The organism is Brevundimonas sp. GW821-FHT09G01, assembly GCF_059416065.1.
In genome coordinates, this window is record NZ_JBWKOL010000003.1 from 181,849 (window position 1) to 194,821 (window position 12,973).

At 68.1% G+C, this 12,973-nt stretch carries 10 protein-coding genes; 5 read left to right on the plus strand and 5 right to left on the minus strand.

Features of this window, described 5'->3' with window-relative positions; all coding sequences use genetic code 11:
• Position 1: 1 nt before the first annotated feature.
• Complete coding sequence (locus AC07NB_RS08325) at positions 2-937, minus strand: Gfo/Idh/MocA family protein (RefSeq protein ID WP_291834662.1); 936 nt, start codon at positions 935-937, stop codon at positions 2-4.
• A 4-nt stretch (positions 938-941) separates the two neighbouring features.
• Positions 942-2,102, minus strand: a complete 1,161-nt coding sequence (locus tag AC07NB_RS08330; RefSeq protein WP_494570465.1) for a DegT/DnrJ/EryC1/StrS family aminotransferase — start codon at positions 2,100-2,102, stop codon at positions 942-944.
• 164 nt (positions 2,103-2,266) lie between these two features.
• Here AC07NB_RS08330 and AC07NB_RS08335 point away from each other — a divergent pair, with 164 nt between their 5' ends.
• Together AC07NB_RS08335 and AC07NB_RS08340 are read left to right on the plus strand one after the other, a co-directional pair.
• Positions 2,267-2,779: a D-glycero-alpha-D-manno-heptose-1,7-bisphosphate 7-phosphatase gene (locus AC07NB_RS08335; RefSeq protein WP_291834668.1), complete on the plus strand. Its 513-nt coding sequence runs from the start codon at positions 2,267-2,269 to the stop codon at positions 2,777-2,779.
• 86 nt (positions 2,780-2,865) lie between these two features.
• Positions 2,866-3,741, plus strand: coding sequence for an alpha/beta fold hydrolase (locus AC07NB_RS08340; protein WP_494570464.1), 876 nt, complete (start codon positions 2,866-2,868; stop codon positions 3,739-3,741).
• Positions 3,742-3,747: 6 nt separating this feature from the next.
• On the opposite strand, the gene AC07NB_RS08345 is transcribed toward AC07NB_RS08340, so the two are convergent.
• Positions 3,748-5,784, minus strand: coding sequence for an NAD(+) synthase (locus tag AC07NB_RS08345; protein ID WP_494570463.1), 2,037 nt, complete (start codon positions 5,782-5,784; stop codon positions 3,748-3,750).
• 182 nt (positions 5,785-5,966) lie between these two features.
• On the opposite strand from AC07NB_RS08345, the gene ftsY reads away from it, so the two are divergent.
• The 3 genes from ftsY to AC07NB_RS08360 all read left to right on the plus strand — a co-directional run bounded on the left by ftsY (position 5,967) and on the right by AC07NB_RS08360 (position 8,221).
• Entirely contained in the window at positions 5,967-6,902 is a 936-nt protein-coding gene (gene ftsY, locus AC07NB_RS08350; protein WP_291834679.1) for a signal recognition particle-docking protein FtsY, read from the plus strand.
• 3 nt (positions 6,903-6,905) lie between these two features.
• Positions 6,906-7,538 carry an inner membrane-spanning protein YciB gene (locus AC07NB_RS08355; protein ID WP_291834682.1) on the plus strand — a complete coding sequence of 211 codons (633 nt, stop codon included), beginning with the start codon at positions 6,906-6,908 and terminating at the stop codon, positions 7,536-7,538.
• Between the two features lie 77 nt (positions 7,539-7,615).
• On the plus strand, positions 7,616-8,221 hold the full coding sequence (locus AC07NB_RS08360) for a MarR family winged helix-turn-helix transcriptional regulator (protein WP_291834685.1): 606 nt from the start codon (positions 7,616-7,618) through the stop codon (positions 8,219-8,221).
• A gap of 198 nt (positions 8,222-8,419) precedes the next feature.
• Here AC07NB_RS08360 and AC07NB_RS08365 read toward each other — a convergent pair whose 3' ends face one another.
• Both AC07NB_RS08365 and AC07NB_RS08370 read right to left on the minus strand, forming a co-directional pair.
• Positions 8,420-10,630, minus strand: coding sequence for a prolyl oligopeptidase family serine peptidase (locus AC07NB_RS08365; protein ID WP_494570462.1), 2,211 nt, complete (start codon positions 10,628-10,630; stop codon positions 8,420-8,422).
• Between the two features lie 149 nt (positions 10,631-10,779).
• A complete protein-coding gene (locus AC07NB_RS08370) occupies positions 10,780-12,954 on the minus strand; it encodes a prolyl oligopeptidase family serine peptidase (RefSeq protein ID WP_494570461.1) in 2,175 nt (724 codons plus the stop codon).
• Positions 12,955-12,973 lie beyond the last annotated feature (19 nt).

Sequence of the window (12,973 nt, forward strand, 5' to 3'; positions counted from 1 at the left end):
GTCAGCCCTCGCCGAGGCAGCGCAGGGCGACTTCCAGATTGCGCAGGCCGTCCTCGCCGGTGACCGCGGGCGTCTCGCCGGTGCGGATGGCGTGGGCGAAGGCTTCCAGCTCCTTCTTCAGCGGCTCGTTCGGCCAGCTCATGACGCCGCGCGTCGAATAGCTGCCGTCCGGCTGCTGGCCGAAATACTCGGTCACCTGGCGCGTCATCAGGTCGGCGACGACGAATTTGGTCTTGGTCGCCACCTGCAGGGTGCGGGTCTTGTAGGGCGTGACCCAGTTGGTGGTGATGTGGGCGATGACCCCGTTCTCCAGCCGGAACTGCAGCAGGGCGGTGTCTTCACGCTCGGCGCGGGTGCGGGCCAGCTGCGGCTGGACCTCGACGATCTCGGAGTCCGTCAGGTGGCGGATGATGTCGATGTCGTGCACCGCCAGGTCGATGACCACGCCGACCTCGCCCATGCGCGGCGGGAACGGGCCGACGCGGGTGATCTGGATGGAAATGACGTCCTCATCGGCGATGGCGCGCTTGACCGCGTCGACCGCCGGATTGAAGCGCTCGACCTGGCCGACCATCAGCACCCGGCTGTTGGCCTTGGCGGCGTCAATCATGCGCTGGGCGTCGGCGACCGTGGCGGCGATGGGCTTTTCGACCAGCACATGGACGCCCTTCTCCAGCAGGGCGACCGAAAGGTCCGCATGGTGCCGGTTGGGCGTGGCGACCACGGCGGCGTCCAGACCGGCGGCGACGAAATCGTCGGCCGAGGTGAAGGCCCTGGCGTCATACAGGCCCGCGACGCCCGAGGCGGTGGCTTCATCCGGGTCGAACACCGCCGTCAGGTTGAAGTCGCGGATGTCCGACAGCACGCGGGCATGGTTGCGCCCCATGACGCCGACGCCGGCGACGCCGGCCTTGAGCGGAGTGGTCTGAACGGTCATCCGCTTATCCCTTGAAGCCGGCTACGGCGGCGATGATGCGATCCTGCGTCGCCTCGTCGAGGTCGGCGTGCATCGGCAGGCTTATGACGCGGTCCTTCAGGCGTTCGGTCACCGGCAGGCCCTGCGGCCCCCGCGGGTACATGTCATAGGCGGGCTGCAGGTGCAGCGGGATCGGATAGTAGACCGCCGTCGGCACGCCCTGTTCCTTCAGGTGGGCGGCCAGGGCGTCGCGGTCGTCGTGCTCGATCGTGTACTGGGCCCAGTTGGAGACGTTGCCGGCGGGCACGTCCGGCACGGCGGCGACGTGGGCGCGCAGGCCCTCGTTGTAGCGGGCGGCGATGCGGTTGCGCCATTCGATCTCTTCGCCGAACACCTTCAGCTTCTCGATCAGGACGGCGGCCTGGATGGTGTCCAGACGGCTGTTCAGGCCGATGCGCATGTTCAGGTATTTCGGATCGTGCTCGAAGGTGCGGTCCTTCAGGTCGATGGCCACAGCCTTGCCGTGCACGCGGATCGAATCGATCAACTGGGCCAGCTCGTCGTCATTGGTCAGCACCGCCCCGCCGTCGCCGTAGCAGCCCAGCGGCTTGGCCGGGAAGAAGCTGGTGGTGGTGATGTCGGCCCACTTCAGCGGATGCTCGCCAGAGAGAGTGCAGCCGAAGCCCTGGGCCGAGTCGCAGATCAGCTTCAGGCCATGCTTGTCGCAGATGGCCTTGATGGCCGGATAGTCGGCGGGCTGGCCGAACAGGTCGACGGCGATGACCACGCGCGGGGTCAGCCGGCCTTCCTTGAGGGTCGCCTCGATGGCCGCCTCGAGGTGGCCGGGATCCATGTTGTAGGTCGTCGCGTCCACGTCGATGAAGACCGGCTCGGCGTCGAACCACGGCACGATCTCGGCGGTGGCGGCGAAGGTGAACGACGGCACGAAGACCGCGTCCCCACGCCCGATCCCCCAGGCCATCAGCGGCAGGGCCAGGGCGTCGGTGCCGTTGGCGCAGCCCAGCGCATGCTTCGCCCGGCCGAAGGCGGCCAGGTCGGCCTCGAACTGGCGCACCTGCGGGCCCATGACCCAGGCGCCGCCGACGACGGCCTCCTGGACGGCGGCCTCGATCTTTCCGGCCAGACGCAGGCGCTGGGCCTGGAGGTCGATGAAGGGGATGGTCATGCGGGAATTCTCCGGTCGCGGACGCGCGGGCGGGGCGGCGCGGATTCAACGCGCCGTTCAGGGTGGGCGCTCCCTAACAAATCTGACGAGTTTGCGCCAAACGGCATGGAGTCACTTCGGGTGAGGGATTGCAACGAACCGCGCGGGCGCCTATCCCCGTCGCCATGTCGACCGGCCATCCTGCTGTGTTTCTCGACCGCGACGGCGTGCTGATCGAGGACACAGGCTACCCCCATCTCGAATCCCAGCTGCGCATCATGCCCGGCGCGGCCGAAGCGGTGCGGCGGCTCAATCGCCTGGGCTATCTCTGCGTCATCGTGACCAACCAGTCGGGCGTGGCGCGGGGCCTGTTCACCGAACAGCAGATGCACGCCTTCAACGACCTGATCGTGCGGCGGCTGGCGCTGGGCGGCGGGCGCATCGGCGCGGTCTACGCCTGCCCCTATCATTCCGAGGGCCGGGTCGAGGCCTACATCCACCCGGACCATCCGGACCGGAAGCCCAACCCCGGGATGATCCTGCGCGCCATCGCCGAGCATCACATCGATCCCGCGCGCAGCTTCATGATCGGCGACCAGCCGACCGACATGGAGGCGGCCAGACGCGCCGGCATCCCCGGCTTCCGCTTCGAGGGCGGCAATCTGGATGACTTCGTGCGCGAGCTCCTGGGCCACTGACGCGCCGGTGACGGGATCGTCAGGGTTCGACCGGTGGGATTTCGCGCGGCGATGAAATACGATCAGGCCTCTACCCCGGAGACCGCATGAGCCAGCCCTATGTCGACCGTCGCTGGAACAGCGCCGATGACCTCAGCCTCTACGCCCGCGACTACGCCCCCTCGGGCGGGCAGGCCAAGCTGCCGGTCATCGCCATCCACGGGCTGACCCGCAATTCGAAGGATTTCGAGGTCATCGCCCCGCTGATCGCCCAGAGCGGCCGCCGGGTGCTGGCCATCGACGTGCGCGGCCGCGGCCTGTCGGACGAGGCGCGCGATCCGATGACCTATCAGCCGGCGACCTATGCGCAGGACGTGCTGGCCCTGATGCGGCAGGCCGGCATCGAGCGCGCGGTCTTCCTGGGCACCTCCATGGGCGGGCTGATCACCATGGCCCTGGCGGCCATCCGGTCCAAGGTCATCGCCGCGGCCATTATCAACGACATCGGCCCCGAGGTGGCGAAGGAAGGGCTGATGCGCATCGCCGCCTATTCCGGCCAGCCGGTCGACACCCCGACCTGGGCCGACGCCGCCGCATACGCCAAGCGGATCAACGCCGTCGCCTTCCCGCACTATACGGACGCCGACTGGGACGCCTTCGCCCGCCGCATCTTCCGCGAGGGGACGGAGGGCGCGCCGGTGCTGAACTACGACCCGGACATCTCCGTCCCGATCAAGGCGGCGGGGGCCAAGGCGCTGGTTCCCAACCTGTGGCCCATGTTCGGCCGCCTGACCCGGGGCCGTCAGGTGCTGCTGGTGCGCGGGCAGACCTCCGACCTGCTCAGCGAGAGCATCGCCGCCAAGATGCGCAAGCGCGCCCCCAAGATGGATTTCGTCGAAGTCCCGGGGGTCGGCCATGCGCCGATGCTGGACGAGCCGGAGGCCAAGGCGGCGATCTTCCCGTTCCTGAACGAAGTGCCCTAGGCGGCCTCAGTCGGGCACGTTCGCTTCCAGCTCGTCGATCCACACCTTCGCCGTCGCGTCAGACGGCGCGCGCCAGTCGCCGCGAGGGCTGAGCGAGCCGCCGGTGACGACCTTCGGTCCGTTCGGCACGGCCGAGCGCTTGAATTGGCTGGTCTGGAAGAAGCGGTGCAGGAATTTGCGCAGCCAGGCCTTGATGGTCGGCAGGTCGTATTCGACCTTCTCGTCCTCGGGCGTCCCTTCGGGCCAGTGGCCGGTGGACGCGTCCTTCCAGGCCTGATGGGCCAGGAACGCGACCTTCGACGGGCTCAGGCCGAAGCGGGTGATGTAGAACAGGAAGAAGTCGTTCAGGGCGTAGGGGCCGACGGTCCCTTCCGTGGACTGAATCTTCCCGTCCTTGGCCGGGACCAGTTCGGGCGAAATCTCGGTGTCCAGGATGGCGTGCAGGACGCGGGCGGTCTCGCCCTCGTGCTCCTTGGCCGCCACCCAGCGGATCAGGTGCCGGATCAGGGTCTTCGCCACGCCGCCGTTGACGTTGTAGTGGCTCATGTGGTCGCCGACGCCGTAGGTGGCCCAGCCCAGCGCCAGCTCCGACAGGTCGCCGGTGCCCAGCACCAGTCCGCCGTTCTGGTTGGCGAGACGGAACAGATAGTCGGTCCGTAGGCCGGCCTGCACATTCTCGAAGGTGATGTCGTAGACCGCCTCGCCCTTCGCATAGGGATGGCCGATGTCGGCCAGCATCCGCTCGGCGGCGGGGCGGATGTCGATCTCCCCGGCCGTCACGCCCAGCGCGGTCATTAGGGCCAAGGCGTTGGACTTCGTCCCCTCCGAGGTCGCGAACCCCGGCATGGTGTAGGCGAGAATGCCGGTGCGAGGCAGGCCCAGCCGGTCGAAGGCCCGGCAGGCGACCAGCAGCGCCTGGGTCGAATCCAGCCCGCCCGAGACGCCGATCACCAGCGTCCTGGATCCCGTCGCCTTCAGCCGCCGCATCAGGCCCTGCACCTGGATGTTGAACGCCTCGTAGCAGTCCTGATCCAGCCGGGCGGGATCGTCCGGCACGAAGGGGAAGCGGTCGAGGGGGCGGATCAGGTCGGCGACCTGGGGCGCCTCACGCGCGGTGAACAGGATGCGGTCGAAGTCGTGGTCGCCCAGCTCCCGGCGAGCGGTGTCGGCGAAGGTGCCGGTCCGCAGCCGCTCCAGCCCTATCCGGTCGATATCGATATCGGCGACTGTCAGATGGCTTTCCAGGGCGAACCGCTCACCGTCCGCCAGCCGCGCGCCCAGCTCATGGATCGTCGCCTGTCCGTCCCAGGCCAGGTCGGTGGTGCTCTCGCCCCAGCCTGAAGCGGTGAAGACATAGGCCGCCATGGCGCGGGCCGACTGGCTGGCGCACAGCAGGGCGCGGTCGTCGGACTTGCCGATGACGACATTGGAGGCGGACAGGTTCAGCAGGATGCGGGCTCCGGCCAGGGCCTGCCGCGTCGAGGGCGGAAGCGGCGCCCAGTAGTCCTCGCAGATCTCGATCCCGAAGACGAAGCCCGGCCGGTTCTCCGCCTCGAACAGAAGCCGTGTCCCGAAGGCGCCCCAGCGCCCGCCCAGTTCAGGCAGGGCGTCGTCGGCCGGCGAGAACCAGCGCTTCTCGTAATATTCCCGATAGTTGGGCAGATAGGTCTTCGGAACGACGCCGAGGACCTCGCCGTCCGCGAGGGCGACGGCGCAGTTGTAGAGGCGGTCGCCGTGCCGGATCGGCGCGCCGACGACGGCGGCCACGCCGGTCCCCGTCGTCGCTTCGGCGACCCGTCCGATCTGCCGCTCCACCTCATCCAGCAGCGCCGCCTGCATCAACAGGTCGTCGATGGCGTAGCCGCTCAGCGACAGCTCCGGGAAGACGATCAGGTCGACGCCCTGTTCGCCCGCCTGCCTGATCAGGGCGATGTGTTCGTCGGCGTTGGCGGAAGGGTCGGCGGTATGCACGACCGGGGTCGCGGCGGCGACGCGGACGAAGCCGTGCGTGGCGGGCGAGTGGAACGGGTCAGTTTGGGCCATCAATCTATCCGCTCATCCCGGCGAAAGCCGGGACCCAGTAAGAGCCATGCCACCGACGGCTTGGACCGCCACTTATGCTCATACAGGGTATAACGGCGTAGCCAAAGAACTGGGTCCCGGCTTTCGCCGGGATGAGCGGAGTATGTGGTGACGTGCGAGCCCCGTCCGGCTAAAGCCAAGTCATGACTGACGCGCCGAAAAAAGGCTGGTTCTCCCGGCTCACCGAAGGCCTGAGCCGTTCCTCGAAGCAGATGACCGAACAGGTCGTCGCCACCTTCGTGAAGGAGCCGCTCAGCGACAAGGCGCTGGAGCAGCTGGAAGAACATTTGCTGGAGAGCGATCTGGGCCCGGCGGCGACCGACCGGATCGTCGAGCGCTTCCGCGACCTGCGCTTCGGCGCGGGCGCCGACGAGCGCGAGGTCAAGGAGGCGCTGGCCGAGGCCGTGGCCGCCGAACTGATCAACCACCAGGCCCGCTATGAGCCGTTGGGCGGCGAGAAGCCCTTCGTCACCCTGTTCGTCGGCGTCAACGGTTCGGGCAAGACCACGACGCTGGGCAAGATCGCCTCGGACCTGACCGGGCAGGGCGCCAAGGTCATGATCGTGGCCTGCGACACCTTCCGCGCCGCCGCCCGCGAGCAGCTGAAGGTCTGGGCCGACCGCGCCGGCGCCACGTTCGAAAGCCGCCGCGACGGGGCCGATCCCGCCGGCCTGGCCTTCGACGCCTATACCCGCGCCCGGGCCGAAGGCTTTGACGTCGTCCTGATCGACACGGCCGGGCGGCTGCAGAACAAGTCCGCCCTGATGGACGAGCTGCTGAAGATCGTTCGCGTGCTGAAGAAGATCGATCCGGACGCCCCGCATGAGACCCTGCTGGTGCTGGACGCCACGGTCGGCCGCAATGCGCTGGAACAGGAAAAGATCTTCGGGCGGACGGCCTATGTCTCCGGCGTGGTGATGACCAAGCTGGACGGCACGGCGCGCGGCGGGGTCCTGGTGCCCGTCGCGCAGGCCTCGGACGCCCCGATCAAGCTGATCGGCGTCGGCGAGGGCGTCGATGATCTGCAACCCTTTGACGCGCGAGCCTTTTCAAGGTCTCTGGTGGGACTCGAGGACTAGACCATGACCGAGAGCAGCCCCGCCGCGGCCCGCAACTCCAACATCCGTCAGGCCGTCGATTTCGGCGCCCTGCTGGCCTTCATGGCCGCCTATGCTGTCAATCGCTTCGTACGCGGCCTCGACGGGCAGGAAGCCTTGGTCCAGGCGACCTGGGTGCTGGTGGGCGCCTCCGCCCTCGCCCTGATTGTCGGCTATGTGGTCGAGAAGCGTCTGGCTCCCCTGCCGCTCATCACCGGCGGCTTCGCCCTGATCTTCGGCGTACTGACCCTGGTCTTCCACGATCCGACGCTGCTGAAGATCAAGCTGACCATCCAGAACGGCCTTCTGGCGGTGGTGCTGCTGGGGTCGCTACCACTGAAGAAATATCCGTTCAAATATCTGCTCGGCGACGCGATCAAAATCACGGACCTCGGCTGGCGCGGGCTGACCCTGCGCTACGGCCTGTATTTTGCGGCGGTGGCCATCGTGAACGAGATCGTCTGGCGCACCCAGGGCGACGATACCTGGGTGGCCTTCCGGGGCGGGCTCTGGATCGCCTCCGCCGCCTTCGGCATCTGGCAGGTGTTCTTCATCATGAAGCATCTGATCAAGGACGATGCGGAACCCGATCCGGTCTCGCCCGATACCGGTCTGTAGGCGTCGCGGGATCGTCCGTCGTCAAACCGTAAAACGCGCCTGCTACCTGTAGCGCTGCAGCCGAGGGGATACGGTTCATGGTCAAGTCCGGTAACAAGCCCAAGCGCGGCGGAGCCCTCGCGGCCTCTCCGAGCCATCTGATTCACCGCGCCCTGCAGCTGGCGCTCGACATCTATGCCGAAGAGACGGGTCCGGACGGTCTGACCCAGCGCCAGTTCGCCGTGCTGGAGGCGGTCAGCCACAAGGCCGGCCTGACCCAGACCGATCTGGTCCGCGCCACCGGCATCGACCGCTCGACCCTGGCCGACCTGGTCGCCCGCATGACCACCAAGGGCCTGCTGGATCGGGAGAAGTCGGCCATCGACGCCCGCGCCAAGGCCGTGCGCCTGTCGGCCGCCGGCGAGACCGCGCTGGAGGCCGCCCGTCCGCGGGTCGAGGCCGCCGACAAGCGGATCATGGCCCTGCTGCCCAAGGGCAAGCGCGACGGCTTCCTGGAGCTGCTGGGCGAACTGGCCGGCGAGGCCGACGCCGCGCCGGTGAAGGCCAAGGCTGAAGCCAAGGCCGCCAAGAAGGCCGCCCGCGAGATGAAGAAGGCCGAGAAGGCCGCCAAGAAGGCCGACAAGCCCGCCAAGGCGGAAAAGCCGGCCAAGGCGAAGAAGACCAAGGTGCTGGAGCCGGCATAGGCGGCAGGCTCCGTGCTTGGGGCGGTGGGCAGAGAGCCTATCTAGTGATTAGTGGTTAGTGATTAGTGGGTGGCGGCGTCAGCGCCGGCGCCCGTAATTCACGCACCGTGCCAGCAACGTCGAACCACTAATCACTAACCACTTCCCCCGCGCAGACGGACGACGGTGGGCTCCATCGCCTATGGAGCGGCCGCCTCCTCAGTCCATCAGCTGCTGCGACAGGTAGACGTAGTGGCGGGCCCAGCGGCGGGCGTTGGCGACCGGGTCGGCGTCGTTCGAGTGACCGCCCGCCGTCTCCTCATAGTACAGATGGTCGTATCCCATATCGCCCAAACGAGCCGCGAACTTGCGCGCGTGACCCGGGTGGACGCGGTCGTCGCGGGTGTTGGTCGTGATGTAGACGCGCGGATAGTGCGCGCCCGGACGAAGCTGCTGATAGGCGGAATAGCGGGCGATCCAGGCGGCTTCCTCGGGAATGCGCGGGTCGCCGTACTCGCCGATCCATGAGGCCCCGGCGGGCAGCTCGTGATAGCGCAGCATGTCGATCAGCGGGCTCTCGATCACCGCCGCGTTGAACAGTTCCGGGTGCTGGGTGATCGACACCGAGGTGAGGACCCCGCCGTTCGACCGGCCGTAGATGCCCAGGCGTCGCGGTGAGGTGATGCCCCGCTGCTCCAGATCGCGGGCCACGGCGGCGAAGTCGTCGAAGGCCAGCTGGCGGTTCTCGTTCAGCACGGCCTGGTGCCACTGCGGTCCGAACTCGCCGCCGCCGCGGATGTTGGCCTGGACGAAGACGCCGCCGTTCTCGAGCCACAGCTTGCCCATCTCGGGCTTGTAGGCGGGCGGGAAGGAGACCTGGAAACCACCGTAGCCGAACAGGATGGTCGGGGCCGGGCCGTTCTGGTTGCGCGGGCGGGTGACGAAATAGGGAATCTTGGTCCCGTCGGACGAGGTGGCCTCGAACTGTTCAGTGACGTGGGTCGAGGCGTCGAACTTGGCCGGGGCTGATTTCAGCTCGGTCGGCGCCGCAGCGTCGGCCGCCAGAAGGCCCAGCGTGGGCGGCGTCAGGAACCCCTGAGCGGAGACGAAGACCCGTCCCGACGCCTTCGAACTGTCGCCCAATCCGATGGCGCTGTTTTCCGGTCCGGCGATATCGCTCCCCGACCAGGCGGCCTGATTGTTCTGGCCGAACCGATAGCGCCTGACCCGGCTGACGACGTTGTCGGAAATGACGGCGACGACGTGGTCGTCCATCACCGCCACGTCCTGAAGCGACTGGCGCGGTGTGGGCGTGAAGATCGTTTCCGGGTCCGTATCGGGATAGAGCCCGCCGGCGCCACGCGCCAGTTCCTCCATGGAAATCGCCAGCAGGGTTCCGGGGGTGATGGTCCGGGCGCCCCAGCGCCACGCCTCGTCATTCGACAGCACCAGCCGCTGCCCCAGGGTTCCATAGATCGAGACCTGTTCGGGCAGGGCCAGCTTCACGGGTCGACCGTCAATCAGCCGCCACGTCTCCGACCTGTAGGTGTCCAGCGGACGCGAGATGATCACGGCCTCCACCGCGCCTCGACTATCGCGGTAGACCGAAGCCGAGACGCCATAGCCGCCGTCCGACGGGTCGCCGCGGTAGACCTCGGTCGCCTGGTCCAGCGGCTGGCCGCGCTTCAGGGACTTGATGATGTAGGGATAGCCTGACTCCGTCAGCGTCCCCGCCCCGAAGTCGGTGGCGACCAGAAGCGTGTCGCGATCCAGCCAGCTGATCCGGTGCTTGCCTTCGGGAAGGACGAACCCTCCGTCCACGAAGCGGCGGGTCGTGGTGTCGAACTCGCGCACGACCACGGCGTCCTTGCCGCCGTCCGACAGGCTGATCAGGCAGCGGGTCTCGTCCGGGGCCAGGCAGCTGGCGCCCTTCCAGACCCAGTCCTTGCCCTCGGCGCGGGACAGGGCGTCCAGGTCGATCAGGGTCTCCCAGCGGGTGTCCGCCGCGCGGTAGCTGTCCAGGGTGGTGCGGCGCCACACGCCCTTGGGATTGGCGGCGTCCTGCCAGAAATTGCCGATCCCGTCGCCGAGGAAGCTGGGCGCGGGGATGCGGTCGGTGGCGGTCAGGATGGCTTCGGCCTCCCGGCGGAAGGTCTCATAGCGCGGGTCGCCGGTCAGGGCGGCCAGCGACCGTTCGTTCTCGGCGCGGACGAAGGCCATGGCCTGGGTCCCGTTGACCTCCTCCAGCGCCAGATGGTCGTCGGCGGCGCGGACTCCGGCGGGGGTCAGGTCGGCCGGGTAGTGGGGCGGGATGATCCGGTTGGCGGGGACCGTGATCGCATCCTCGCCAGCGGCCTGCTGGGCGTTGGCTGGAAGGGTGATCGCGAGCATGAGCACCGGGATGGCGGCGGACAGAAGCAGGTGGCGCATTTTCAACTCCGCTCATCCCCGCGAAGGCGGGGACCCAGATCCGTGGGCGGCCGGCGCCGGCCGACCGCCCCTAACAGCAATCCCGCCCATCAGCGTCTTGACGAAAGCACTGGGTCCCCGCCTTGGCGGGGATGAGCGGGTGAAAGGTCCTATTCCTGCGCCGGCGAATCCATCAGGCGGCGAGTCAGATAGGTGTACTCCAGCGCCAGACGGCGGGCCGTCTCGCGCAGGTTGGCGCCGGCCGCGTGGCCGCCGTCGGTGTTTTCATAGAACAGCACCGGATAGCCCAGCTCTTCCAGGCGCGCCGCCGCCTTGCGGGCGTGACCCGGGTGGACGCGGTCGTCCTTGGTCGAGGTGTGGATGAAGACCTCCGGATAGGGCTGGCCGGCCCGCAGGTTCTGGTAGGGCGAATACTGCTCGATCCAGGCGCGCTGCTCCGGAATGTCCGGATTGCCGTATTCGGCGATCCACGAGGCGCCGGCCAGCAGCTTGTGGAAGCGCAGCATGTCGAACAGCGGCACCTGGATGACGGCGCCGTTGATCAGGTCCGGACGCTGGGTCAGCATGGCGCCCATGAACAGGCCGCCCTGCGAGCCGCCCATGATGCCGAGGCGGGGCTGGCTGGTGATGTTGCGGGCCTCCAGGTCCAGGGCCACGGCCTGGAAGTCCTCGTGGGCGCGCTGGCGGTTTTGCTGCAGGGCCGCCTGGTGCCAGCGCGGACCGAACTCGCCGCCGCCGCGGGTGTTGGCGACCACATAGACGCCGCCGCGCTCCAGCCACAGCTTGCCGACCGTGGCCGAATAGCCGGGCAGCAAGGAGTTCTGGTAGCCGCCGTAGCCGTACAGCAGCGTCGGGTTGGAGCCGTCCATCGGCATGTCGCCCTTATGGACGACGAAGTAGGGGATCATGGTCCCGTCGGCGCTGCGGGCCTCGAACTGTTCGACCACCATGCCGGTGGCGTCGAACTTGGCCGGCAGGGACTTCACCACGGCGGCCTGGGTCGTGGCCGCGTCGGCGAGGTACAGGCTGGACGGGTTCAGATAGCCGGCGACGCTGACGAAGACCTTGTCGTCGCTGTCCGAGGCCGAGCCGACGCCGACGGTGACGTTCTGCGGCAGGTCCAGGCGGGTGCGCGCCCATTCGCCCGACGGATTGGGCTCATAGACATAGACCGAGCCGCGCACGTTCTCGTACAGGGCCACGACCAGCTTGTTGCGGGTGCTGGAGATGCCCTCGATGGCTTCGCGGTCGGTCGGACGGATGACCAGCTGGGCGGGCGTCGCCGGATTGGCCAGCCATTGCTCCAGGTTCCAGGCGATGACGTCGCCGGTGCGGAACTGCTGGCCGGACGGAGCGGTCCAGTCCTGATCGGTGGTGACCACCAGCTGACCCTTGACCAGGGCGTTGATGCTGGACTTGGCCGGCAGCTGCAGCTGGGTCGTGGTGCCGTCGGCGTTCAGACGCCAGGTCTCGCCCTCATAGAAGTTGATCCCCCGATTGATCAGGGTCGCCTTCACCACGCCGTCGGCGTCGCGCAGGGTGTAGCCGCTGACCGAGACGTCGGTCTGCTGACCCTCGAACACGACCGTGGCCTGATCGAGCGACTGGCCGCGGCGCAGCAGGCGCAGGGTGCGCGGATAGCCGGAATCGGTCAGGGTTCCTTCGCCGAAATCGCGCGAGATCAGCAGGGTGTCGGCGTCGATCCAGGTCGCGCCGCCCTTGGACTCCGGCAGGACGAAGCCGCCGTCGACGAACTGTTTCGTCTGGCGGTCGAACTCACGGACCGTGACGGCGTCCTTGCCGCCGTCCGACAGGCTGACCAGGCAGTGGGTCTCTTGCGGCGGCAGGCAGGTCACGCCCTTGTAGACCCAGTTCTTGCCCTCCGACGCGGCCAGGGCGTCGATGTCCAGGATGGTTTCCCAGCGCGGCTCGGCCGTGCGGTAGCTGTCCAGGGTCGTGGTGCGCCAGACGCCGCGCACGTGCGATGCGTCCTGCCAGAAATTGTCCAGCGTGCCGTCGTGGTTGAAGCCGACGCCCGGGATGCGGTCGCGCGACTGGACGATCTCCAGCGCCTGGTCGTGAAGCTGGGCGTAGCGGGGGTCGCCCTGCAGGACGCCGAGCGACCGTTCGTTGTGGGCGCGGACCCATTCCATCGCCCGCTCGCCCTCGACCTCTTCCAGCCACAGATAGGGATCGGTCGCATCCGAGGCGGCGAACCCTCCGGTCGGGGCGTTGGCGGAGGCGGGGGCGGCGGTCTGGGCCATGGCGGCGCTCGAAAGGGCGGAGGTGGCGAGAAGCGCGGCGAGCGCGGCGGAACGGATCATATGGGTACTCCCCCGGGAA